This window comes from Desulfosarcina widdelii (assembly GCF_009688965.1).
Lineage (GTDB): Bacteria > Desulfobacterota > Desulfobacteria > Desulfobacterales > Desulfosarcinaceae > Desulfosarcina > Desulfosarcina widdelii.
This window is the reverse complement of sequence record NZ_AP021875.1, coordinates 5,571,927-5,597,495: the sequence shown is the minus strand read 5'-3', so window position 1 is coordinate 5,597,495 and position 25,569 is coordinate 5,571,927. Positions and strand designations below refer to the sequence as shown.

General features: G+C 55.0%; 22 protein-coding genes. 16 read left to right on the top strand and 6 right to left on the bottom strand.

Going from position 1 to position 25,569, the window contains the following annotated elements; genetic code table 11:
- Positions 1-651 precede the first annotated feature (651 nt).
- Genes GN111_RS25640 through lexA form a run of 3 tightly spaced genes read right to left on the bottom strand, consistent with a single transcriptional unit; the run spans position 652 to position 3,585 of the window.
- Entirely contained in the window at positions 652-1,728 is a 1,077-nt protein-coding gene (locus GN111_RS25640; RefSeq protein ID WP_155306486.1) for a hypothetical protein, read from the bottom strand.
- A gap of 19 nt (positions 1,729-1,747) precedes the next feature.
- Positions 1,748-2,914 (bottom strand): hypothetical protein, encoded by a 1,167-nt coding sequence (locus GN111_RS25635; RefSeq protein ID WP_155306485.1) that lies wholly within the window; start codon positions 2,912-2,914, stop codon positions 1,748-1,750.
- 47 nt (positions 2,915-2,961) lie between these two features.
- The gene (gene lexA / locus GN111_RS25630; RefSeq protein WP_155306484.1) at positions 2,962-3,585 is read right to left on the bottom strand and encodes a transcriptional repressor LexA; all 624 of its coding nucleotides are present in this window, start codon (positions 3,583-3,585) and stop codon (positions 2,962-2,964) included.
- A 303-nt stretch (positions 3,586-3,888) separates the two neighbouring features.
- Here lexA and GN111_RS25625 point away from each other — a divergent pair, with 303 nt between their 5' ends.
- The 8 genes from GN111_RS25625 (at position 3,889) to GN111_RS25590 (ending at position 8,585) form a co-directional block, all read left to right on the top strand.
- On the top strand, positions 3,889-4,110 hold the full coding sequence (locus tag GN111_RS25625) for a hypothetical protein (RefSeq protein ID WP_155306483.1): 222 nt from the start codon (positions 3,889-3,891) through the stop codon (positions 4,108-4,110).
- A gap of 62 nt (positions 4,111-4,172) precedes the next feature.
- Entirely contained in the window at positions 4,173-4,700 is a 528-nt protein-coding gene (locus tag GN111_RS25620; RefSeq protein WP_155306482.1) for a DUF2924 domain-containing protein, read from the top strand.
- Positions 4,690-6,276, top strand: a complete 1,587-nt coding sequence (locus GN111_RS25615; RefSeq protein WP_155306481.1) for a recombinase family protein — start codon at positions 4,690-4,692, stop codon at positions 6,274-6,276. Before GN111_RS25620 ends, GN111_RS25615 begins: the two co-directional genes overlap by 11 nt.
- Positions 6,273-6,695, top strand: a complete 423-nt coding sequence (locus tag GN111_RS25610) for a hypothetical protein (RefSeq protein ID WP_155306480.1) — start codon at positions 6,273-6,275, stop codon at positions 6,693-6,695. The genes GN111_RS25615 and GN111_RS25610 overlap by 4 nt, the downstream gene beginning before the upstream one ends.
- Positions 6,696-7,029: 334 nt before the next feature.
- Entirely contained in the window at positions 7,030-7,362 is a 333-nt protein-coding gene (locus tag GN111_RS25605; protein ID WP_155306479.1) for a hypothetical protein, read from the top strand.
- Between the two features lie 175 nt (positions 7,363-7,537).
- A complete protein-coding gene (locus tag GN111_RS25600; protein WP_155306478.1) occupies positions 7,538-7,915 on the top strand; it encodes a sigma factor in 378 nt (125 codons plus the stop codon).
- A 10-nt stretch (positions 7,916-7,925) separates the two neighbouring features.
- Positions 7,926-8,255, top strand: coding sequence for a hypothetical protein (locus GN111_RS25595; RefSeq protein WP_231715558.1), 330 nt, complete (start codon positions 7,926-7,928; stop codon positions 8,253-8,255).
- Between the two features lie 51 nt (positions 8,256-8,306).
- Positions 8,307-8,585 (top strand): hypothetical protein, encoded by a 279-nt coding sequence (locus GN111_RS25590; RefSeq protein WP_155306477.1) that lies wholly within the window; start codon positions 8,307-8,309, stop codon positions 8,583-8,585.
- A gap of 82 nt (positions 8,586-8,667) precedes the next feature.
- On the opposite strand, the gene GN111_RS25585 is transcribed toward GN111_RS25590, so the two are convergent.
- The 3 genes from GN111_RS25585 to GN111_RS25575 are packed head-to-tail and all read right to left on the bottom strand — an operon-like array spanning position 8,668 to position 10,189.
- Positions 8,668-9,609 (bottom strand): tyrosine-type recombinase/integrase, encoded by a 942-nt coding sequence (locus GN111_RS25585; protein ID WP_155306476.1) that lies wholly within the window; start codon positions 9,607-9,609, stop codon positions 8,668-8,670.
- A complete protein-coding gene (locus tag GN111_RS25580) occupies positions 9,563-9,967 on the bottom strand; it encodes a hypothetical protein (RefSeq protein ID WP_155306475.1) in 405 nt (134 codons plus the stop codon). Before GN111_RS25580 ends, GN111_RS25585 begins: the two co-directional genes overlap by 47 nt.
- A 30-nt stretch (positions 9,968-9,997) precedes the next feature.
- Entirely contained in the window at positions 9,998-10,189 is a 192-nt protein-coding gene (locus GN111_RS25575) for a hypothetical protein (protein ID WP_155306474.1), read from the bottom strand.
- Between the two features lie 271 nt (positions 10,190-10,460).
- Here GN111_RS25575 and GN111_RS33565 point away from each other — a divergent pair, with 271 nt between their 5' ends.
- From GN111_RS33565 to GN111_RS25535, 8 genes are all read left to right on the top strand, one after another.
- Positions 10,461-13,217 carry an LAGLIDADG family homing endonuclease gene (locus GN111_RS33565; RefSeq protein ID WP_155306473.1) on the top strand — a complete coding sequence of 919 codons (2,757 nt, stop codon included), beginning with the start codon at positions 10,461-10,463 and terminating at the stop codon, positions 13,215-13,217.
- Between the two features lie 126 nt (positions 13,218-13,343).
- Positions 13,344-14,960: a hypothetical protein gene (locus GN111_RS25565; protein WP_231715557.1), complete on the top strand. Its 1,617-nt coding sequence runs from the start codon at positions 13,344-13,346 to the stop codon at positions 14,958-14,960.
- The gene (locus GN111_RS25560; protein ID WP_155306472.1) at positions 14,957-19,513 is read left to right on the top strand and encodes a phage minor head protein; all 4,557 of its coding nucleotides are present in this window, start codon (positions 14,957-14,959) and stop codon (positions 19,511-19,513) included. Before GN111_RS25565 ends, GN111_RS25560 begins: the two co-directional genes overlap by 4 nt.
- Before the next feature lie 2 nt (positions 19,514-19,515).
- Complete coding sequence (locus GN111_RS25555; RefSeq protein ID WP_155306471.1) at positions 19,516-19,986, top strand: hypothetical protein; 471 nt, start codon at positions 19,516-19,518, stop codon at positions 19,984-19,986.
- Positions 19,983-20,327, top strand: a complete 345-nt coding sequence (locus GN111_RS25550; RefSeq protein WP_155306470.1) for a hypothetical protein — start codon at positions 19,983-19,985, stop codon at positions 20,325-20,327. The genes GN111_RS25555 and GN111_RS25550 overlap by 4 nt, the downstream gene beginning before the upstream one ends.
- A 115-nt stretch (positions 20,328-20,442) precedes the next feature.
- Positions 20,443-24,297, top strand: a complete 3,855-nt coding sequence (locus tag GN111_RS25545; protein ID WP_155306469.1) for a DNA adenine methylase — start codon at positions 20,443-20,445, stop codon at positions 24,295-24,297.
- 15 nt (positions 24,298-24,312) lie between these two features.
- Positions 24,313-24,675, top strand: coding sequence for a hypothetical protein (locus GN111_RS25540; RefSeq protein ID WP_155306468.1), 363 nt, complete (start codon positions 24,313-24,315; stop codon positions 24,673-24,675).
- Between the two features lie 19 nt (positions 24,676-24,694).
- On the top strand, positions 24,695-25,558 hold the full coding sequence (locus GN111_RS25535; RefSeq protein WP_155306467.1) for an HK97-fold major capsid protein: 864 nt from the start codon (positions 24,695-24,697) through the stop codon (positions 25,556-25,558).
- Positions 25,559-25,569: the final 11 nt, after the last annotated feature.

The following is a 25,569-nucleotide window of genomic DNA, read 5'->3' as shown; positions in this document are numbered from 1 at the left end:
TTCGACCAGGTATAGATTTCTGAATTTGGCCATAAAAAAGGCCCACCCCATAAGGGTGAGCCTTGAATTTAGACTATTTTGTCAGGTAAAAGTTTGCGTTACAAATCCAGCTACTTTCACCAAACTTTCACCAAATTGGCTGAATTTCGCTGGACTTCGATGAACTTATACGGGCTTTGGTCAGACAGAAAGTTGAAATGTTATTTAATAATTACTTGGATTTATACGTTTTTTAGACGGACAGCAAAATCTCTACCGCGGATTCGACTCCCGCCGCCTCCACCATTTTGAAAAAGACAACCCGTCTCTCTGGGGTCAAACTCCTGGGTGACGGGTTTTTTATTTCCCCTTGTTTTCAAAGGGTTTGGGCGGTTTTCACATCGACGCCAGACCTCTCTCCAGCCGACACATTTTCATCATTCTTTAGCCTTTCATTCTCTGCTCGACCCGGATTCTCTGTTTTCTCAGGACGAAGTCTGAAGCTCGTCCGATTAGTCAATCTTTTTTATATCAATAACTTAAGTCAATCGGCCTGTTTGGGGAGTTATGAAAACACGGCCTGTGGTGTGATAAAGCACCCGAATTTTCGAACCAAAAGTCCCTCGCAGGACTTGAGAAGTGGGATTAATATGGATTTCCAGGCAGGGAACATCAATAATTTTCATCACTTTCGGGCAGGATTCGAAAGCGACAGCGATAACACTGCTCTTCTTTATCCCAATCATCAATTGGACTTCCGTCAAGATCGAAGAATCGTTTTAAGGATTTAGAGAGTCCCTGTTTTTGTTTAACAACCTGCTCTGGTGGATGGTCGCTACTCCAGTCCAACCGCCCTTTTTGCTTGGCAAAACCATAAAGGAGAATCCATTGGTCTTTGGGCATCTTGTTGTCTTTCCGGGCCATCCCAGCTTCTTCACAACTTATGACCCTGTCAACATTTCCAACGGTTACTCTAATCGAAGTGCTTACATAAATATTCTGCTTTTTCATATAAACCGTCGGGCTTTCCAGGAAACGGATTTGAATGTCAGACCATTTCGTTCCTCTTGGCGTAGCAAATTTTTTCGTAGGCGTGAGCGAAGGAGTATCCACTTGAAATATAGCAAAGACATCCGATACCTGGCGCACAGCCTGGAGCTTGCCTTTGTTTGAAAAGAGCAATTCTTCACCCAAGGTAAGCAAGAGCGATCCGTGCCGATTCAACATATTTTCAGCTTCCGGAGTAAAAGAGCGTCGTGTGGAAATGATCAAAGCGAATGAATTTGACTGATTCAAACAGAGAGTACGAACAACCTCAACAATTTCATCTGACTCCTTTTGAAACGAGATAAAAACCGGAAAAACATAGCCAGCAGCTGGTATGTAATCGCCTATACACCAGGTGTGCCGGCAGCCGTCAACCTTGCTTTCGCGGTGATCGATTCCCAACGCTGAACAGATATCCTTGTGCAGGGCTGGTCGATTCACAGAATAGATGAGCGTGTCCTGCCGCTTGAGTGGGTATGGCTTTTCCTCCCGCTCCGGACAGACGGCCACGATGTCGTTGGGGGCGTGCGTCACCACCTTACGCGGGCACCCCAGACCGCATTGCGTCGCGCAATCCACGGCCGTTGCATGATTCCGGGTCAATTTGAGATAGCGGCTTTGAAAACTATGAAACCCCGGCCACCCGTCAAGATGCTGGTGCCACTCGACCAGGGGAGCTGACTGCCCGGGCAGATCTTCCATGTATTGCCAGAGCAAACACTCAGTCACCGCCACCCTCCGAATTCATGACAATAAACCCCCTGTTGGTCATCCACTGTTCAATGATTTCAGCGTCATCGTCCCGCTTGAACTGCGCCCGGTTGGCTGAACTAAGTTTCACCGTTCTGGCATTCTTGGAGTCTTTGAACTTGATGAGGAAGCTGGCCTTGCTAATGGTGCCGCTTCGAGGCATCGACCGTTCCCGCTGGCGTAGAGAAGCGAAGATATCCTCGGCCTTCCTGATCTCCACATCTTTCTGGGTTCCGCCGTGGTATATTTGATATTCCTTGAGACGCACCCATTCCATACCGTCGATGTCATCGCAAAGGATGGAATCTTCGCCGATCTCCCTTAGCGGTTCGAGTGTGAATTTGCTCTTGCCGTTGAAAAACTCACTATCACCAAAGAAATACTTGCCGAACTTGGTGCGATAGAGCTCCTTTTCGCCCTTGGTTTCGGCGTTCATCCGAATTTCACCATGGACCGGGTTATACACGATGACATCGAACTTTTCCGGACGGAAATACTGCGCAGAGGACTCACCGGCCTCGATCACGGACTCACGGGCATAAGGTTTGCCGTGGCGCACCAGAAACCACGTGTAATCCTCTTTGGGAAACACATAGACCTTTGAATGCTTACCCCGGCGCTTTTTAGCGAACCATTCGTCCAACTCGGCCTCCACCGCCCGTATCGTTTCGGCTGGAGGTATTTTAAATTCCGGGACGGAACCGTTGTTGGTTCTAAAATATTCAAATGAACGAGGTCTGAAGAGGAATTGTTCGGCGTGAAGACGTTCCACGAGTTCTCGGTCCTGCATCCAAACCTGGATCGCCAGATCGGCGTGGGCGGCGTTCTCGCCGATCACCACGTCCAAGTCAGTATCGGCAATGGCCTCCTGGAGGGAATCGAATCCTTCCTGAGTGGACATCTCGTTCACGTAATATAAAGCCTCGGCCAGGTCATCCGGGGTGGACGCATTCGGATTGAGTAGAGCCTGGCTCAGCGCTTTGTAGTCCAGCTCGTCTCCGTTATCAGTCGATGGCAACTCCACACCGCGATCTGAAAAATAGTCCGCATGGGGTTCAAGAAATGCGATCAGGTGCTCCGGATCAATTCTCCGGAGCATTCCCGGCTTCGAAAAGCGGCGCAGATTGAAAGTTGCCATTGTCGTCTCCTACCTTAAGTTTGTCAGTCTTCCTTCATAGGGCGCTCTCATTTATGTTTCCGGCCCACAACTTTACCCATTATCCGCAAATCATCCTTCGGCCTGACTTTAACCGGTGCCAGACCTGGATTCTCCGGAACGAGTTCGATTCGTCTATCCTCAAGCCTCAACCGTTTCACGGTGGTTTCTCCATTCAGCACAGCCACGACGATGTCTCCGTTTTCCGCAAGCTGCTGACGTCTCACAATAATCAGGTCGCCGTCGTTTATCCCTGCCCCCGTCATGCTGTCACCGGAAACGCGGAGCGCGAAAAATTCTCCGGATTTGACAGTGGCGGCGTCGACCAGAACTTCGCCGATGATGTTCTCCTTGGCCAGGACGGGCTCATTCGCTGAGATTGTCCTGACGACGGCCACCGCCACCAGGTCGGCAGCCATATCCTTTGGCCGTTTGGCCACGGTCAGGCCGCGTGCCCTGCCGCCTTCACGCTTTAAGTATCCCTTTCGAACAAGTTGGTTAATGCGCTCATGCACGCTTGAATGGCTGATGCCGAAAATTACGCTCAGTTCCTTCACCGTCGGCGGATAGCCCTTCGCATCCACGTAGCGACATATCTCATTAAGGGTGTCCCGCTGAAGCGGTGTGATTTTACCCGTTTTACTCTTGCCCATGGCTCGTTCCGTTTTTCAGAAAGAGGAAAAGGCCCATTGGGCCGCATAAAACATTAACATACACCCTGATGCCTATCAGGTCAAGAAGTCTCATAGAACCGGATTTCCGACAGTCGGGGAAGGCTCTCGGTATGTAACCACTGACAGAGCCGGGCATCGCGCCCGGACGAGCAGTTAGAAACCAGACAGCTGACCGGGAGCAGAGCTCAGGCGGTTGTGGGTGCCGGCAACCACGCATCCCAACCGCATGACGGTATTCCGGCATCCACACCGACAACCCGGTCACATTCGCCGGAGGAACCAATGTTGGATGCCGATATATCCTTTGAAACTACCAGCCCCATACCTTTCGAAGCAGGTGTACAGCCTGATCCAAAGAGACTTTCGCCTGGCAACAGGCTGGATGTCATCGCCTCAATTCTGGCGGTTGCCGTATTGCGCTCAAAGGTCCGCAAAGCAATTTCCAGTAATAACTTGGAGGATATCGAAGAATCTTCCGGAACAACCGGAGAAGGACTTGATTAGTTGCGGGAAACGAGCATTCATTCATAACAAACGCGTCCGAAACCTTAGATAAGGAGTTGTATATGAATGACTTACAAGAAACAGCCCGCAACGGGGGAAATGATGAAAGGACCCGGAATTCCGTCCTGCGGCAACTGGCAACCCTCCAGACTCTGACGCTGGAGGAACTTCGCGAGAAATGGATCGACCTCTATGGCAGCGACCCGCCCCGCTACAAAAAGCAGTTCCTCATCAAGCGCCTGGCCTATCGCATCCAGGAGCTCTTTTACGGTGGCCTGTCGGAAACAGCCAAGACACGTCTGCGGCAAATCGCCCTGGATGATGCGGTGGCCACGGTCGAGGGCAAGGTATCCGAGGAGCGCAAATCCAATGAAAACATCCTGCCGGGAACACGGTTCGTGCGGGTCTGGAATGACCGTCGATACGAGGTCACCGCACTGGAAAAGGGCTTTGAATACGACGGCCGGATTTTTCGGTCACTCAGCGCGGTGGCTCGGGAAATCACCGGCACCCGCTGGAACGGGAAGGTCTTTTTCGGCCTGAAAAAAAGTTATGGCAAAAAGAACGGAGGTGGCAAGAATGCTCGATAACACCAACACAACATCCACCAGGAATAAGCCGCTGCGCTGCGCCATCTATACCCGCAAAAGTCATGAGGAGGGCCTGGAGCAGGAATTCAATTCGCTGGACGCCCAGCGGGAGGCTTCAGAATCGTATATCGAAAGCCAACGAATGCAGGGTTGGCAGGGGTTGCCGGACCGCTATGACGATGGTGGATTCTCCGGCGGCAACATGGAACGTCCGGCGCTAAAGCGGCTCCTCGATGACGTGGACGACGGGAAAGTGGATGTAATCGTGGTTTACAAAATCGACCGCCTTTCACGTTCGTTGCTCGACTTCATGAAAATGGTAGATCTGTTCAATGAGAAGGGTATCAATTTCGTCTCGGTTACCGAGCACTTCAACACCACCGACCCGACAGGCCGGATGTTTCTCGGCATCCTGATAACCTTTGCGCAATACGAGCGTGAGGTCATCGCCGAGCGTATCAGGGATAAGGTGGCGGCGGCGAAGCGGCGGGGCAAATACTGCGGCGGCCCGGCCATACTCGGATACGACGTGGATCGGGAAAACAAGAAGCTGCTGACCAACGCGGACGAAGCACCCCTGGTTCAGCACATCTTCCGGCGATTCACACAGCTGGCATCGGCCAGAAAGCTGGCCCAAGAGCTCAATGAACAGGGATACAAAACCAAGTCATGGACCACGAAGAAAGGAAAAGAACGGAAAGGGACCGAATGGAATACCGGTCACATCTACCGTTTACTTGGTAACCGGATCTACAACGGCGAAGTGGTCCACAAAGGGAATAGCTATCCCGGAGAGCATCAGGCCATCGTCGACAAGGAATTGTGGGACAAGGTCCAGTCGATTCTATCTGAAAATACCAGGGCCAAGCAAACCAAAGCCCGGAGCAAGATGATCTCACCGCTGCAGGGAGTGATTCGTTGCGGTCATTGTGACTGCTCGATGGGACCGACCTACACCCAAAAAGGCGAACGGCGCTACACCTACTACATCTGCGAGAAGGACGTCAAGCGGGCTGTCAGCCGCTGTCCGTTGAAACGGGTCCCCGCAGGGGATATCGAGAAGGCTGTGCTCGAACAACTGGGCGCTGTATTCCGAACTCCGACGCTGGTGGCCAAAACCTACTTCGCGGCCAAGGAGATGGAAGAAGCCGAACGGGACAGGCTGACGAAACAGAAAGAGCAACTTGAAGAAGATCTTACACTGGTCCGCAAACGGGCACTTGAATTGATGTCGCCGGATGGAAACGAACCCGATCGGGAGGAAAAACTGGCCACGATCAACCAGCGCGCGGTAACCCTGACCCGACATCTGGCAAACGTGTCGGCCGGATTGCGGGTGTTCGAAAGCGATCAGGTAACGGAACGGGATGTGTCGGAAGCTTTCGAGAGCATCGAGATTTTCTGGGAGGACCTGTTTCCCTTGGAGCGTAACCGGCTTGTGCGATTGCTGGTAGAGAGTGTAAAAATCAGGGAAACCGGCATCGATATGGAACTGAAAACCAACGGCTTGACGAGCCTTATCACCGAGCTGACCGGACTGGCGTGTGAAGTCAAGGAACGGAGGAACGTTAAATGAACATACAACCGACCATCACTGTTACCGAGAACGGCAATCTGCATATCCATATTCCAATGTTGATCCGCCGGATGCGCGGACGGAAGGTCATTATCGCTCCCAAGTCCCTTGACGGCGATATTCCCGACAGTCCGGGACCCGTACAGACCGCCATCGTGCAGGCCCTGGCCCGGGCGTCATCCTGGGCAGAGGTGATCGAGAGCGGTGAAGTAAAATCCATTAGTGATCTCGCGATGAACCTGGATGTGGACAACTCCTATGTGGCCCGCATCCTGAAGCTGTCCACACTCGCCCCCGACATCGTTGAGGCAATCCTCAACGGTGAGGAGCCGGCCGGTCTGTCGCTTGCCAAATTGACCAAAACCTTCCCCACGGACTGGGATGAGCAACGGGCCATGTTCCGCTTCACTTCAGCCTGAACGAAACCAAATATTAAACTGACACATGAGCCGACCTTCGCGGGCGGCTTTTTTTGTGCCCGATCCCGGTGAAATCAACGAAGCCAACGAAATTTCACCGGGGGGTGGCAAAAAAAGTTAAGAAAAATTTCCCTCCTCTAATTCCCTTATCCCCCTGTTTTCCTGAGTAATTAGCCAGCCTTCCCATTCTTCAGTCTGCCTCCATCGAGAGTCCCAACGAAATTTCGCCAAAGAAGGGTGACAGGTCTGGTGAACAGAAAAACGTTCATGACCTCACCCGGACAAAGCATGCCGGACCTGTCTTCCGGGAGGTCTTCAGCAGAGGAGGTTCGGCATGACCAAAGTGGCAACAAAGGCATCGCTGTCTCCAGGGCGGAGACGCCTTTTGGAGCTGATGCAGGAAATCAATTTCGGGCGGATCGAAGAGCTGACCGTGCGCGACGGTGAACCGAGTTTTGATCCGCCTCCGCAAGTGGTTCGTGAGATCAAGTTTGGTGGAGAAAACGGCCCGAGACAAGAGGTATCGGTCGAAGACTTCGCCTTGAAATCCCAGGCCACCCAGCTTTTCGCGCAGCTCGACTACCTGGGGAACGGAACGGTGTTGAGCCTGGATGTCAAGCACGGGCTCCCCTTCCGAATGAGTGTAAAAAAAACGGTTCGGGCATAGGGCTCGAAACCAAAAACAAGGTCACCAGACAACAGACTGGCCGCAGAGCGGAGGTCGTTGTGGGTGTCGCCAGAACCGGCGAACTCGCAACACCTCCGCAAGTCACAGGTAAAGCGTCTCTCCCGGCGAATGTCGGCACCCACACGAGCTCCTCCTCGGCCCCGAGGAGGCTCAAATGGGTTACGAAAATCGCTATCAGGGCATAGACGACTATGCCGTCCGGATCATTAAGTACAAGGCAAGACAACTGGTTGGACGGGTTGGGTTCACCGAATCGGACCGCCAGGACTTGGAGCAGGAGATGGTCTTCGACCTGCTCCGCCGCTTACCGAAGTTCAAACCCGAACGTGCCCAGCGCAACACGTTCATCGCCCGGGTGGTCGAACACAAGGTCGCCACGATCATCGAGGCACAAAAAGCCGGGATGCGGGATTACCGACTTTGCTCCTGTTCATTGAACGACCGCTTTGAAAACGAAGAAGGCGGTTCTGTCGAGCGGATAGACACCATCAATCAGGACGACTATCTTCGCCAGCAAATGCCTGACCCCTGATGAAAAGCAAATGTTCGATATGATCATCGAGCGCCTGCACCAGGACTTCCAGTTCAACAAGTCCAGCGACTTTCTTCAGGTGGAGTTGGTGGGTGTCTACTCGGTCAAGCTGGTGCGCGCCCAGATAGAAGGCAACACCCAGGCCGCCGAAAGTCTGGACCGTATGATTCGTTGCCACATGAAGGACCTCAAGACGACCAAGATCGCCCGTGAGGGTGAAGATCCCAAAGGGCCTAAGACCTCTCCGGCTGAATGGGCCACCACCTTGCTGGAAACACTGGCCGAGTCACAAAAGGAACCGGCCAAAAAATCAACCAAGAAAAAGAAAACGCAAAAATGATTGAGGATAACACCAGGCCCCAGGAAAAGACGACCCCGGAAACACGGGGACTTGCAGCGACCGCCGGCTGTGGAATTGAGGATAACCCTTATTCTTTCCAATTATTCAGCGGCCAAACACCCGCCACTTTCACGGATCGACTGGAGAGTCTTCCGCCTGGACGGTGGCGTGAAGGACCAAGATGTACTTGCTGAGCAAGTGGCGGATCTGGTCCTATCCATTAAAGCGCACTCGGAGGAAATATTCGTCAATCATTCTTTCTCCACCGATCCATCGCAAGGAAGGCAGGCGATTCATCATCAGGAATGTGTTCATGCAGGAGGACTGTGAGATGACTGTTGGAATAGGTTTCATCGCCCCGAACAGTAATGCGGCCCCGAAGGACCGCATGGCTCCCGGACCTCTTTGCGGCTCAAAGCCGTTCGATGGCTTCCTCCAAGGCATTGTCCACCAGGTGAGTGTAGATCTCGGTGGTCGAAATGTCCTGGTGTCCGAGCGCGCGCTTGACCACGAGCAGATCGGAGGTGGCCGCATACAGGTGGGTGGCGAAAGTATGCCGCAGCCCGTGCGGGCTAATGCCCTTATCGATGCCGGCCTTGGTCAGCCAGTGTTTGACACGGTTGGCCACCTGCCCCGGAGAAAGGCGTGTCCCGCGGTTGGAGAGGAACAGCGCCTGGCATTCCCCATCGCCCTGATGGCGGCGTTCTTTCAGGTAACCGCGTAAGAGGGAGCGAATCTTGGACTTCAAGAATTTCACCTGTGGAACATCGCCCTTAGCGCGGACGTGCAAATGCTTAGTGTCAAGGTCAACGTCATCGATGTCCAGGTCGACAAGCTCCTGCAGCCGGATACCGGTGCCGAGGAACAGCTCGATAATGACCCGGTCCCGTCGAGCTATCACGTTTGAGCGGCCGCGGAGTTCCTTGAGCAAGCGGCGTTTTTCCGCTTCCGTGAGAAAAACCGGCGGATTGCGTGGAAGCCTGCCCAGCCTTACTAACCTGGCGGGATTCTCCGAGGCTTGGCCGGTCTCCTCCAGCCAGGTGAAGAAGGACCTGACCGCCGCTTTAAAGCGGTGGAGTGAAGCCGGTGAGCGAGGAGTGCTTGAAACGGTGCGCAAAACCGCCGGTGCCGTCAGCGCATCGTCCATCATGCCTGGCGTTACCTGGCTGATGGTCACTCCGGGATGCCTGGCTATCAGCACCCCGGCGAAGCATTTCAGGTCTCGCAGGTATGCGCTGATTGTGTTCGGCGAGCGCCCTTCGGCGGCGAGCTTTCTACTGAAGGCTTCCACCGCCTGCTCGAAAGGCTCAGGCCTGGGCAGGAGTCGGAGCGGACTGTCGGCTGTGTTCGTCATTATTCTTGTCTCCTTTCTTTACGCTCCGGCCCATGCGAGTTCCCTTGGGCAGAGGCAGTTTATCGATGCGACCGGTCTCTTTGGCCCAGATAAGAAACATGCGCAGCACGCGCTTGGTCTTATCCACCGTGGGCTTGGCCCGTTCCTTTCCGTTTGGCATTTTCAGGAGCGCATCGGATTTGAAGAATTTCCCAACGTGGGGAACGAGGATGCTGGTGAGCTTTCGCTCAGCACCGAAGAAGGCTTCGATCTGTTGGAGATCCTTGTTGTAGGTATAAAGCGTACGCTCTGTCTTACCCTGGGACCTCAGATGTTCGATGTAGGCCTCCGCGGCCTCATGCAGTGTAGATTCCATCATAATAGTGCCTCCTTTTTTGTTGATGTTGATTTATCCAAGGAACTCATCGATCTGGCCAAGCAGCTCTTCAACATGACCAAGGTCGCCAACGTGACCCCAATGAACGGATTCCCCGGCATGCCGTCTCAGCTTTCTCTGGATGTTGACCATCAGGTTTGTGATCTCTTCCTGTTTTTTTCGATATGCCTTCTGGGCGTCTTTATTGCTGGTCCTGCGGTGCATGGCTTGTCTCCGTTATTGTTTGTAAATTTCTATAACACATTGATTTTCAATGTTATTACACATCCACATACAGGCTTCGTGTGCGAAGGAAGTCAAGGCGTATTCACAGGTTACTTAAAGAATGTACAAATATTTACAGTGCGAGGACGGCATTCGTGAAAAAGGAATTGGAGCTTATATTGCGGGTCATCGTAGTTGCGATTTTAGCAGCTTCCTTGGCCATATTAGCTGAAACGGTACCGTGGGCTTTTTTTATGGATAGGTTGACCTGATGGCGCGGATATCCGCCAAGGACCGCAAGCTGGCTCAGACTCTGGCCGATCCCGTGCTCTGGGGTCAGGCATACCTGGGCAATCGCGACGGTAGCCGAAGAACATACTGGCCGCACCAGGTGGAGGACCTGCTTTGCCCGGACAAGAACATTATCCACCTGGATGGACGTGACGTCGGCAAGTGCTTGAGCGGTGAAACACTGGTTACCGACTGTTCCACTGGAGAACGCATTAGGTTGGATATGTTGACCTCTGGGCGGGACATATCAGTTTTGGGGCCTGATCAGAAATTACACATCAGTTCTTCCTACCGGATTCTTTCAAACGGAGAAAAATCATGTTGGCGATTGACGACAAAGCTGGGGAGAACGGTCGTCGCGACTTCAAACCACCCTTTCCTTACCGATAAGGGCTGGAAGACGCTTGGTGTTCTTGAACCTGGCCATTGGATTGCTGTTCCTTCCCGGATTCATACTCAGGTGGAGGAAAATGACAGCATCAACGATGATGAGTTGAAACTGCTGGCGTTTTTCATTGCAGACGGCGGGATTGGTTATGGTGCGGCAGTCTTCACCAAGGAAGATCCTGTTTTGGTTGACGAGTTCAGGGCCAGCGCCGAAGCGGTATTTCCGGAGTTGTTCGTTGTGCCGTCGGGAAGGTATCGATACAGGGTTTCGACCTGCCAGACCGGAGTGAAGAATCAATGCATCAGGTGGCTGAAAAGGCATGGCCTGATGGGAAAAACAAGTGCCCAGAAGAAAATTCCGACAATTGTTTTTTCCTCTTCACTTCGGCAGATCTCCCTTTTTTTGTCGCGACTATTTGCCTGTGATGGCTGGTACCATAACGCCCGGCAGGGATCGTCTGAGATTGGTTACTGTTCTGCTTCATTTGAGTTGGCCGAGGGCATCAAGCACCTTCTCCTGAGGTTTGGAATCGTTTCTTCGCTCAGATCGAGGGATGTAGGAGGCAAACCTTATTGGAACGTGGAAATTCGGTCCTGGTCCCATATGGATCGCTTCATACGAAACATCGGAATGACAGGAATCAAAGGGGCGTGTCTTGAAGAATTCGCCTTGCAGCAGCCAGGCAATCCAATGAATGCGCATGACCGTATCCCCGCCGGGCTTGTGGCTCCACGTATTAACAGGTTGAAGAAAGGCGGGGTTTCCACTGTGCAGATAACCGGATCTCCAAACCGACGTATCCGGCTGAATAGTTACTCACCCATGCGAGCCACGGTTTTAGCATACGCCGAAAATACTATGGACAACGAGCTGTTTGAAATGGCCGCTGCTGACATCCATTGGGACCAGGTATCTGAAATTGAATTTGCCGGACAGCAACCAACCTTCGACCTGTCCGTCCCGGAATACCACAATTTCGTGGCCAACGACATTATCGTTCACAACAGCATCGTGCTCTCTACCGATGCGCTCCACTTCGCCTTTACCACCCGCGGCGGCCAGGGATTGATCGCCGCACCGCACCAGGGGCATCTCGACAGCATTGCCGAGGAGATCGAGTTTCAACTGGAGGCCAATCCGGATCTCATGGCCAGCATCGCTCTGACCAAATACGGCAAGCCCAAGATCCACCGTAAACCATACTTCCGGCTCGAATTCACCAACGGCGCGATTCTCTATTTTCGCCCGGCCGGAGCATACGGCGACGCTTTCCGCTCGCTTCACGTCGAACGCGTCTGGGTGGACGAAGGGGCCTGGCTCACGGAGCGGGCATGGAAGGCGCTGCGCCAGTGTTTGAAATCCGGAGGTAAGCTGCGAATCTATTCCACACCGAACGGGATGCGGAACAGCACATACTATCGTCTGACCACCTCGACGCAGTTTAAGGTGTTTCGCTGGCCCTCCTGGCTCAACCCAATATGGTCTGAGGAACGTGAAGCGGAACTGTTGGAGTTTTATGGTGGCCGGGACAGCGCCGGGTGGCAGCATGAAGTGGCCGGCGAACACGGCAAGCCGTCGTATGCGGCCTTCAACATTGAATATCTGAATTTCTGCCGCCAGGAACTTCTGGAATATCAGAAAGTGGTTGTCACGGGTGAAGAGCTGAGTGGTTGCGATACCGAAGAAGAATCGCACGACCGGCTGGAGGCGCAACTCAACCTTGTACCCCAGACAGGCGTGTTCTGGATCGGCGGCGACCTTGGCTATACCAACGATCCGACCGAACTCGTCGTGTTCCAGGAGCTGGAACTGGGCGAGCGCAGAATCATTAAACTCGTCCTGCGTGTTCATATGAAACACGTGGCCTACCCGCACATCGCCCAGACCATCGCGCTACTGGACCGATATTACACCGCCACGGGCATCGGAGTGGACAACGGCGGCAACGGTCTGGCCGTGGTGCAGGAGCTTCACACCCTGGACAAATACAAAGACCTCCTGTTGGAAGGCCGATTGCGCGGCTACGATTTCGGAGGGATGACAACCCTGGCCGTGCGCGATGGAAAAGAGATAAGAAAGCGGACCAAGGAGTTCATGACCAGCCTCATCAACGGAGCGCTCCAGCGTCGGCAGATCGTCTTGCCGGCGGAGGATCTGGAATTGGAGGACCAATTTACCACCCACACCTACACGTTGCGTGACGGCCGGGTTATCTATTCCAAGGGCAACGACCACATTATCGACGCAGTACGCTGTGCGCTGCTGGCCCGGGAACAGGCCAACCTCGATCAGGTCGGGGAGGAGACCGTTTCTCTGGTACCCATCCTGACGGACCCGGTGTTTATCTGAACCGACATTATATCCCGCCCAACCGACGTTTCTTTCCCGCCTCCGGTAGATAACCCCAGGACGAGCTTCATCTCGCCCTACGGCGCAGATGTCGCGCCCACAGGCCAAGAAAACGCGAGGACACTAGTGGAGAGACAAAACGAGCGCACAACTTCAGATGAAACCGCCACTACCGCTGATGGCAACGGACCCGCGACCCATCCGTCAACCGATGGATTGGTCATCGCACCGCTGGCTACGGCGGCGGCCCTGGACCCTTCGGTCTTCAGCAAGGTAAGCGCAATTGAGGCCATACCCGCAACCTGGGAGGAACGGGCGCGCAAAGCCTGGGAGTATTACATCGAAGAGCCGCTCGTCAAAAATTGCGTCAACTCATGGCGTACCTTCGCTGTCGGCGATGAAATTAAAATCACCAGCGACGACGAGGACGTGAAAAGTGATGCCGGTTCCCTCGCCGACCGCCTGAACATCTCCGCGTTCGTCAAGGACATGATTCTTCAACTGCTTGTCAAAGGCGACGCCGTCGGATTCAAGCGCTACACCAAGGACGGCAAGGACCTGGAAGAGGCCATATGCGTCAATCCGGTTTCCGTGAAGGTCAAGTATGCCCAGGGACAGATGGTGGAAGCCCGCCAATATCCTGACGAGAATCCCGGAATCGGTGAAGGCCTGGAACTGCCGGTCGACCAGGTGCTCCATCTGAAATGGGACGCACCATCCTTTTCATCTCGGGGCAACTCGCAGGTGCTGCCCGCTTTCCAGTCCATTGAATTGCTGCGCGACTATCGACGGGCTGAACAGGCCATCGCAAAACGTTGGGCCACGCCGTTCCGCCTGCTCAAGGTCGGCGGCGCTTTCGGCCAGAAGATGGTCATGCCCGACCAGAAGATGCTGGAACAGGTCCGCAACATGGTCAACAAGATGGACCTTAAAAGCGGATTGGTCGTGCCTTTCTATGTCACGATCGAAACTCACGGCACCGAGGGCCAAGTCCTCAACGTCGAAGACAAGGTCAAGGAGGTGAAGGAGGATATTGTCGTGGCCCTGGGGCTCTCGCGTTCTTTGGTCACCGGTGACGGTCCGAATTTCGCCACCGCCTCGGTCAGTCTCCAAAAGATGCTCGTGATGATCCGGGAGATCAAACAGGCCGCGCGGAACATTCTTTCCTGGATCTTCGACGACTGGGCGGAGCTTAAAGGTTACCAGGACAAAACACTCCAGTTCCTGTTCAACGACCTTGATCTCTCGGATGCGGTGGATTTCAAGCGCCTGCTCATCGAGCTCTACGACCGCAAACTCATCAGTCGATCCAGTCTCCAACTCAAGATGGACCTCGATCCCGACATCGAATCGGCCAACCGCGAAACCGAGAAACGCTCGGTGGACCTGCTGGATGAAAAACAGGTCAAGCCCATCGCCGACATGGTCATGGCCGGGATCATGAGTGTTGAAACCGCACAGGAGATGCTCGGTCTCGATCCGGCAAAGAATCCCACCGGAAGCCGCACGGAGGCGTCCTGGGCCGGACCGTTCGCCCGAGGCGACAGAGGGAATGCCGTCTGTGACGACTGCGCGCATTTCGATGACGAACGTAACCACTGCCGAGTCCAGCGAAACGAAACCACTTTCGACACTCCGGTGTGCCGCTTCTTCGACGCCAAGACCATTCCTTCGGAAATCCCATCCGAGCAGAAAGGTGAGGTGCCGGAGAAGAACACGGCTTGCCGGGAGTGCGAGAAATGATTGATACGCTCGCGGCGAAAAAACCCGTCTCTCAGGCCGAGGCCATCCGGCGGGCCACGGAACAAAGCGTGCGGGCAAGAAACCTGTACACGGAGCAAACGGTCGCTGAGTTGACCGCCATGCTTAACGACGCCGAAGACGAGGTCCGCCGCGCCATCCTCCGGTATAAAAGCCTCGGCTCGCTTCCCGACAACAAGCTGGCCGCTGTCGAAGGACTCAAGAAACTCCAGGCCGATATCCGTGAGGCCACATCCCGACTTCACCGCGACCAAACACTGCTCTTCCGAAAGACTTCGAAAGTCTCCTTCCGTCAAGGCATCTACCGCGGCATCGATGAATTCGCTGCGGCGCAACTGCCGTTTTACCGTGACTTGACTCCCGAAGGCATCGACAAGCTCGCCACCCGCGTGTTCACCATCGTCGATACCGACGCTCTCGACTTCATGACCAACTACAACATGGTGCTCGCCGGAGACGTCCACCGAGAATTGGCTGACGGTATCAAGCGGACCGTGATGAACGGCATCGCCACCGGCAAAGGCGTCGAAGACATCGCCCGCGATCTCGGGCGTGTTGTAAAGGACCCGGAATCCTTCCGCCACGCGGGTTCCAAAGTGTTCAGCAAGGCCCAGTACCGCATGGAGGTAATCGCACGCACCGAGGTGCTGCGGGCTCATAACCAGGGCCGGATCAAGTTCCACAACCAGGTCGGCGTCCGCAAGCTCGAGTGGATGACCATGGAGGATGAACGGGTCTGCCCGATCTGTGGCCCGCTGGACGGAAAGGTTTTTGATACAGGCCGGTTTCCCCGTCAGCCCGCCCATCCCAACTGTCGCTGCACCAGCGTGGTGGCTTGGCCCCTGGTGATTTGCGGTGGTGAGCTTGGGGCGAAGGCTGCGGCTGAACCTGATGCCTGCATCCTCCCTCCCCAGGCCATCGAAAAACAAGCAAAGGCGAAATTTAAGGAGGACACCAAGCTAAAGGCCGCTTTCGAGAGCGGGGAGGTCGCGGACCTGAACACCCTCACCGTGAAACAGCTTCAGACCCTGTCGAAGCAGAACGGTGTCTCCATCGCCCGCACCAAGGCCGACTTCATCAAACTGCTCGATCAAGTCGAGCCGGGCTTCGACCATTCGGATCTCACCGGAGCCGCACTGAAGGCGAAGCTGAAGGAACACAAGATCGGCCTGCTACGCACCAAGGATGACCTGGTCAAGCTCCTGGCCGAAAAACAGGCGGCGCTAAAACAAGCCCAGCAGTTGGCGGAACAATTGAAAAAAGTCCCGGCGTCGGGTGGCATGCAGGACCTGACCGTCGCCGAGCTAAAGGAGATGGCCAAGACCAAGGGCGTCTCTTTGAACATGACCAAACAGGACGTGATCGAACTGCTTGATGAATTGGAGCCCGGCATCGACCACTCCGGATTGAAGGGCCAGGCCCTCATCGCGGCCAAGAAGAAGCACCACATCGGCCCACTCAAGAATAAGCAACAACTCATCGAGGCTCTACAAAAAACCGCCGGCGAGGAAATGGCCGAAAAGGCCAAGCAGGAAGCGGTCGAAGCCGCCAAGAAAGAGGCGCTCAAAAAAGCGAAAGAATCTCTTGATCAGGCGGCCGCCAAGGTGGTGGTGCCCGACACACCTTCGGGGTACGCCGATTTCCTATCCGCGGTGAAGGAAGCTGAAAAGGCTATTACCGGGGGCGCGGAATTGCCCCAGGAGCTGCTGGCATCTCGCGCCAAGGAGCTCGCGTTCAAAAAGAAGCTCTTCCAGGATCAGGTCGCATCCATGAAGGTGGGCGACCTCAAGACACTGGCCAAGGAGACCAAGGTCAAGCACTGGCAGTGGGCCAACAAGGACGAGCTGGTTACCATTTTTACCGAGACCGATCCGGCAAAGGTGCAGGCAGCCAAGGCCGGAATTGAGACAAAACACGCAGCCTGGTCAGCGAAACACGGCGGCAAGAAAAAGATCGTCAAGGCCAAGCCATCTAAGCAGCCTCCGGCACCGGAAGCGACGCCAACCGTTTTCACCAAAAAGGGTGTTGAGTTTGAAGATGCCGACGCTGTATGGGTCGACAAAGGCAAGCCGGAAAGCTTCAAGCATGCAGGCAAGGCGCAGGTCGGCGGCGCGCACAGCAAGGAATTCTGGACCGACGAAAAGGGCGAGCGATGGCTCTTCAAGCCTGTGGAGCATGCCAGCGACGACTTCATCGCCCATGGGGAGGAAGCGGCGTACAAAATAGGACGGCTCATCGATCCGGACGCCGTCGAGGTCCGCACCATCCGCCTGAACGGACGTTTAGGTTCCATCCAGAAATGGCGGACCGATCTCAAAGCTCAGCTTGACTTCGCCGGAATAGACCCGACTGGTCTCACCACGCTCGAAATCGAGCAAATCCAGCGGGAGCACGTCCTCGACTGGCTGATAGCCAATCACGACGGTCATGCCAAGCAGTTTTTACGCGGCAGCGACGGCAAAATCTATGGCATCGACAAGGGACAGCTCTTCAAACACCTGGGAGAGGATCGTCTCTCTATCGATTACCATCCCAACGCCCGCTATGGTGAGCAGGAGCCGTTCTACAACACCCTCTTCCGTGCGGTCAAAGAAGGGAAAACCGAGATCGACCCCTCGGTGACGCTACGTTACATCCGTGAGGTCGAGAAGATTCCCGACGATGATTATCTGGCCATCTTGCGTCCTTATGCGGAAGGCCGATTCGGTGGTGACGCGAGTCGCAAACAGGCGTTTTATGAAACGGCACTTGCTCGCAAGCAAAACCTGCGTCGTGATTTCGAATCGTTCTACGGACATATTCTTGGTCGGAAGGATTTCCGCTTTGATGACGTTCTCGAAGCGGTGCCCAAAAGAAAGCTGGGAGTGGCTGAAGAGGCGCTGTTGGAAGATGTGCGCTCTCTGGGTTGGCAAGGAAAGGTGCTTCCATTCGACGAGGGCGATATCGAGGACCAGAACGCTTTGATTTTCGTCGAAACTTTTAAGGGTCGGCAGCGGACCGTGGTCAAGATGAAGGTCCGTCCCGAGGCAGAGGAGAATCTACTTGCGGCCATTCGCAAGGCCGGTGTCGATACAGCCGCCGCCCGTGTAGGCGAACCGCTCCCTGATGATCTCTTCGCAAACGATATCCTGGCCGCGGTGAAGACCATCAACCATCACGCCCAGGACCACAAGTACAACCAGACGACCATCAAAAAGACCACAGAACACCTGAAAGCCCTCAGGCGATTGAGCAAGGCGGACGATCCGGACGTGCGGGAGATGGCGCAGACCTATATCGCCTGGGTCGAAAAGGTTCAGCAGGCCGTTGGCGAGAAAAGCACAATCGACGGGCGCTTCGAGACCTATCTGAAAAAACGTGCGACCCGCAAGAGGAAGCAAAAGAATGTCCCGTTTACCGTGCGGCGCACGAAGGTACTCCAACCCAGAAGGGAATTAAGAAAAGGTGAGCTCCACGTGCTGGATGAAACCGTGGACAACTCGACCCTGTTTGGTGGACGTTCGATCAAGGCCGGCGAGCAATACGAAGTCGACTTCGGCGACGGAGTGCGCGCCGTCTACCGTCCATGGTCAGAGAAAAATCTTTACGCACAACGAGGCGAGTTCGAACTGATCCTGCCGGATCGGCCCGACACAAAAGGCCTTGAACGAGCCTTTGACAATATGGAATCCATCGGGCTTAAAGCTGGAACCGCCACGCCACAGGACGCGGAGTTGCTTTATCTCCACAAACAAGCCTATCTGACCAAGGTGGATGGTGATCCCGCATACAAGGCCGTGGTCAAGGAGCTTGACCGTCGGGCGGCGAGTAAGGAGGAACGTATTCGAGAAATGCGCGGTTTCTGGGAGCGGCGTCTCGGCGTGAAGGATCTGACCCGGATGCAAGGATATGATCCACCGGGTGAGCACCAGTTCGCCTTCAAGGATGCCGCGAAACGTGGCGGATATCGTCATCAGTACCGTTTCGATTTGTCGGACGATGATCTTGAAAAGCAGATGAAGGGCTACGGCCTGTACCACCGACTGACCAATGGTGAGGACCTGCCTTCTTTCATCGAGACTGTATTGGATAACAACGGGGCCATGGTGAGCACGGTGGAAAAACTCCGCGCAGGCATCCCTGTCGGCGGCATGTCGCCGACGGCGGATATGGATACCGGTGGTGCCAGTTACTTTTTCGCCCGCATCAAAAAACTACCCACGACAAGTCGGTCTCCGGACGTGGGGTTGTATTTCAAGAAGCGTATGTTACGACGAATGGACGCCATCAGCTACGACCATGATGCCTTCGGGCGGGTGCGCGACGAATACGTTTCAAACCATCGCGGGAGCACGCCGGCTGATTGGAAAAAGTTTGCCGGGCGGAGCAGCAACGAAACCATTTTCAAGTATTCAGTCACCTTTCTCGACAACATCGACGTGGTCGTTGTGGGAAGTGATCGCGAGAAAAAGCGTCTGATGGAGGCATTCTTGAAACGCAAGATCTCAAAGCTGCCCGACGGACGAAAGGTCGAGGACATTATTCTGGTGAGGTAAACATGAAAGAATTCATCGATAAAGAAAAGGGCCGCCTACAGGCACTCTTCGAACCGTTCGACAAAGGTGGTTCCTGGCTGAGTTTGATAGAGCCCGGTCGGGAGACGGTTCGTCTGGGGCTCATCGACGATTACACGGTAATCCGTGTGGCACCGCACTTTGACGCCAAGGGTGAAATCAAGCGGATAGACTTCTGGCTCCTCTTCAAGGCGGTCGGCTACGACGAAGGCTTTCAGCACGCGCACACCGTTAAGATAGTCGGCTGGTCCCAGAAGGACACCTATCTGCTCGATCTCGTGGATGACCGCATGCGTATATATCACATCGAGTTGATCTTCCCGGACCAAGAACCGGCTCTGGCCTCTGATTGGAAACAATGGCGTCGATACAAGATGGGAAACCGGGATCGGTTCGAGCGGATTGACGCCGAAATCCTGACCGAGCACGTACGAATCGCGGAGGAATGGGAATGAAGCTGCGTTACATGATCGAGTACGTCCTGCACGACCGTATCCGCAAGCCCCTCTATAAGCCGATCGGCGTCTGGGTCCAGGGATTCGGAACCGGCATTGATCTTGTGGTCGAGTTCCTGCCCGGGAACACCGAGGCCCGCGAGGAAGCCGACTGGATCATCAATCGTCTGGTGGAAAACGACGTCAGAACACTGCCCGAGGATTTCCTGGCCTACCTCCAATCCACGCTTTCCCCTTATCGCGGTATGCGCGGACCGGTGAAAGAGACGGAAAAGTATCTTTCCCTGTCAATATGCGCCACTGCCATCCTCGACCGAATCGTTTCAGACCGAATCCCCTGATCACCATCCCGACACTTTCAGACAGCCTCCGGTAGGTATCCAGCGACAGGGCTTTCCTGCACCCGCTCCGCGGGGCGGAGAGCTGAAGATTGTCGCGATATGACCGGAGATACGAATGGAGCTTTTTGCCACCGACCGTGACCGGCTGGCGTTTCTGCTGGAGACTGATGCCGCTCTTGATCTGGACTTCGAAACCCTTGAAGCCCAGGCCAAGGAGGCTGTCACAGATGAGGCGTCACCGGCCGAACGGCCAAAATACATCACCAATTACATCGGCTCGAAGCAGAAGCTGGTTGACTGGATCTGGAAACACACGCCGGAAGGTGTGAGCTCCGTCCTGGACGCGTTTTCAGGTTCCGCTGTCGTGGCCTATATGTATAAGACCAAGGGTCTGCGGGTCCTGGCCAATGACCGGCTTCATTACTGTTATCACGCGGCTCGGGCCATCGTTGAAAACCGCAATGTCCGTCTCACCGACGAGGATCTGGAGGCCCTCCTGGCAGACAACGCCAAGGCGGGTTCCTTTATCCGCGACAATTTCAAAGGGATCTTTTTCGCCAAGGGCGTCCATGGTCTGATCGACACCATCCGGGCCAACGTCGACAAGCTCTCGGGCTTCAAGAAGGATTTGGCCCTGTTCGCCCTCGGCAAGACCTGCATGTCCGGCAAAGGCGGATTCGGCCACTTCTCGTCGTCCACCCGTTATGGAAAACGCGAAGACACCCCGGAAGAGTTCAAGGAGCGGTTCCGCAAGAATGTGGTCCGCATCAACGCCCTGGTTTTCGACAACGGCAAAGAATGCAAAGCCTACCGGAAGGATGTGAATGGGCTGTTGTCCGAGGTGCGTGTTGACCTGGCCTACTTCGATCCACCCTACGCCACCGAGTTCTCGACCACCAATTACGAGAAGTCCTACCACTTCGTGGAAGGGCTGATGACGTATTGGGACGGGTTGACCCTGGTCGAGGGTTCAAAGACCAAGCACTACAAGACGGACCATCAAACCGTTTCCCGAACCAACGCCAAGGAGTTCTTCGAGACTTTCCTCGGCAACGCCCAACACATCCCAAACTGGCTGATTTCGTACCGGGACCACGCGTATCCCAACGAGCGGGAGATGCGGGGAATCATAACAACTCACGGTTTCGAGCCGGCTATGCGTTCCCGCGATCACCACTATTCCATCACCTCGCGCCACGGTGACGCTTCCCACGCCAAAGAGCGGCTTTTCATCTGCAAACACAGGAAAGGTCGGTCCGCAAAAGCGGATACCGCCGCTGAAAACATCAAATCACAGGCAGTCTGGGAAGAGACCGAAAGCGAGATTCGCTACCGCGCCAAGGACCCGAAGCAATTCGATCCCGACAGTTTCCGACGCAAGTCGATCGAGGGCGTCGACGGAGTCTCCATCATCATCGGCAGACTCAAAAAGGAATTCGTCCCTGAAGACGACAATCCCCGCTCGATGGTTCTCCAGGCCTACCGGTTCGTTCGTAAAACCGAGCGCAACCCGGACGGTTGGACGATTGAAAAAGCCAAGGAGTGGATCAAGGAACACGAAGCATCCGCCGCGACCGAGGCCGTTCTGCGTATGGAAGAAAACCTTTGCGCTTTGGCCGACGCGCCACTCGGTGATTCCCTTGACCTGCTGTCTTGCCAGGCGGGTAAGGCCGACACCGTTCGCGTCACCGGCTTTATGGGCAGCAAATACCTGATGCTCGGCTGGATTGAAAACCAGCTCCCCAAGGGCGCTGAGAGTTTTCTCGATGCATTTTCCGGCGGAGCGAACGTGGCTTACCACTTCAAACGCAAGGGAATGAAGGTTGTCGCCAACGATCTGTTGCGGTTCCCTTATCACATAGCCAGGGCGGTGGTTGAAAATTCCGGCGAGAAGCTGACCGACGGAGATGTGGAGAGGCTACTGGCCCCAAACCCGGACGCCGGAACCTTCATAATCGATCAATTCTACGGCTATTACTATACCAAGCCGGTGCTCCGTTGGCTCGACCAGGTGTGGGCCAATATCCAAAAGCTTCACGGATATAAGAAAGACCTGGCTCTCGCCGCACTCGGGAGTACCGTGAAATCCAAGAGCGCCTTCGGGCAGTTTTCCCGCTCGAAGATGCATCGCAAAGCCGACCTGGAATCCGAGGCGAGCCTGGAACAGTCCCAGCTTTCCAATCCCCCGCTGTCGAAATTTATCGAGTCATTCAAACGTACCGTCCGCCAGCTCAACAATCTGGTGTTTGACAACGGCAAAGAGTGTAAGGCGTTCAACCTGGACGCGACCGAAGCGGTCCGGCGCTATGGTTCGGATGTCCTGTATCTCGATCCGCCTTACGTGACCGAATTCGGCAGCAACGATTACGAGGATTCCCTTCATTTCATCGAAGGTTTGATGACCCGCTGGGCGGACAAGAAGATTCATTCCAACCCACGCAAGAATTTCCCGTCTCGCACCAGGTACACCAAGGAATCCATCCGCTCCATGATGGAGACGCTGGCCGCAGACGCCCGTGGCAAGTATGGAACAGTCCTCCTGTCATACCGCGACAGGGCCTTTCCTCGTGAAGCGGAAATCCGAGAGATTCTATCCGAGCACTATGGTCTGGTTCGCGTGCGCGGTATGGAGGTGGATTACAACATTGCCAAGGATATCGGCCAGGAAGGAAAGCATGCACGGGAGCTGCTGTTTGTCTCATCCAAACCACGCAGCACACCTCGTTCATCTGGCTCATTCTCCACCGCGGCCTGCCATACCTCCTTTCCGGTGGAGATAAATGCGTCAGTGCCGACGGTCCTCAGCGCGGAAGCGCTGGATGTCGTGAAGGAAACCGGTGATCCGCAGTTTACCTTTGTTCTCTGTCGCGCCGGGACCAACAAAAACGGTGACCATTTCACCTCTGATGAACTGGCGGCCCGTTACACCACAGCCGTCAACAAGAAGATCGATCTCAAACATTCCCAGGAATTCACGGACATCGTCGGCGGCATCGTGTCGGCCGACTTCATCGAAGACGAAAACGGCGGCCGAATCGAGTGTGCGGGTGAACTCTTTGTCTCGGACAGCCCACATTCGCAACTGGCGCACAAACTGATCCGGAAGGGAATCATCACCCAGGTCTCGATGGAATGCGATTACGAAGAGGGTGAGTGCTCCATCTGCGGCAAGCGGGTGCAATCGAAAAACGACTACTGCATTCACCTGCGCAAGCACAAAGGCGGCGCATTTCAGGGAAAACCCGTCTTTGAGATTCTTCACGGTGTGACATTCACCGGCCTCGGCCTTCTTGACCGCAAGGGCGCTGATGAAAACGCACGCATTACCCAGGTTGCCTCTGAACGGGGCGAGGTTTCCGAAACTCTTAACGAAGGAGGTCCGACGATGGACGAGAAACAAAAAGCGAAAGACGAGGCGGTCGAAGCCGCCAAGAAGACTGAAGACGGCGGTGGTGGCACCACCGACGATAAGGCTCGAATCAAGGAGCTGGAAAAGGAGAACAAGGAGCTCAAGCAACAGGTGCTCACCCTGCAGAAGCAGGTGGAAGAGATGGAAGCGGAACAAAAAGCCGCGGCCAACCGTGCAAGGGCCCAAAAACTCCTGAGCAAAGTGGAAAAGCACGGCATCACCTTCGATAGCGACGAAGATCGTACGAACGAGTTAACCCGGCTGGCCGGGCTTTCCGACGATGCCTTCAGCGCAACCGAGGACGCCTTTGATCGGATGATCAAGGCTGACGCCGAGAAGGCCAAAGACGGCGGGAACAAACCCGAAAACAACGCCGGTAAAAAGCAAGCGAAAGCGGATGACGAGAGAGACGATCAGCCGATGCGCAGCGACGCGGGTGTTCGACCCAGGGACGTGGACGACGGGAAGAAAAGTCTCGAAGACAAGCTCAAGAGCGGCTTCATGGCCGCTTATAACCAACGCGTGGGCCTGACGACCGGCGAACCGGTTCAAACCAATTAATAGGGAGGAAAGATCATGCCTTACATCAACCCAAACCATCGCGGCCTCGCTTACGGCGACGGCTACATGCAGGGGGACGGCCAACTGGGTCAGGTGGTGAGGATCGTCGGTGACGATCTGTTCGCCGTGAACACCGATCCGACCATCAAGTCCTTCGGCATTTTGATCAAAGACTACAAGAACGGAGAGATGCCCGGCATTTACTGCATGGGCGGCGTGTACGAGACCGATGCCTTCGAGGGCACCGTCAATCCGGGCGACGATCTGAAGGTTTCGGCCACCGGCGTCCTCACCTCGGGTGTTCAAGCCGGTGAAGAGGTTATCGCGCGGGCCGTCTCCGTCTCCGGAGGAACGCTGAAGTTCCGGCTCATCATCTGATTACAGGAGGAGACCTAAAATGGAGAAGACTCAAGTGAACGTACACAGCCAGGAATATATGGAGACCATGGCCCGCCTCATGTCCGAGGCGCTGGAGTCTCCGGAAGGGATGCGCGCTTTGGCAGCCGCCATCGCCGCACCCATTGAACAGGAGATCAAGCGCAAGGAGATTTCGTCTCTCCTGCTTACCCGCCATACCCTTCCGAAGGGAGAGCGGCCGCTGTACCAGAAAAAACCGAAGGTCAAGGCCTACTGGATCAGCAACGAGGGCGAGGCCCAGGAACAGGAGATGGGAAAGGATGAAGTGGAGTTCCCAACCCACCGCATCCACTCCGCGCCAATGGTCGATGTTTCGGTGCTCAAGAACGGCAACATCGGCACCCTGATGGATATTCAGACATCAGCGGCCGATGAAATCCGCAAAGAGATCGATAAACGGAGCATTACCGTGATCTCGTCCGCGGTTCCGGCGGCCAACACGGTGGAAGTGACCGGCACGACCTTGACCGAGGAGGCACTCAACGAGGCGATCTCCATTATCGAGGACATGGAGATGTCGGTGAAGTACATCGTCATGCGAGGCCGGCGGTTCAACGACCTTCGCAGTTGGAATCTCGACCCCCAGACCAAAGCCGAGCTGCGCGCCAAGGGTGTCATCAAGAACTACGGCACCGGCGGTATCCTGCTCACTGCGGCACAGTCCCTGGACGAGGTTCTCCTGATTCCTGATGAGGAAGTCGGCAAGATGCCGGTGCGCGAAAACATCAAGACCGAGGCCATTGAGCAGAAGACCCGTTTCAAGACCGGTTGGCTGGTATGGTCCGAGTTGGGCCAAGGCATCACGCGTCCGGATATCATGGCAAAAATCAAGATTCTCGGCTGATGGAGGGGCTA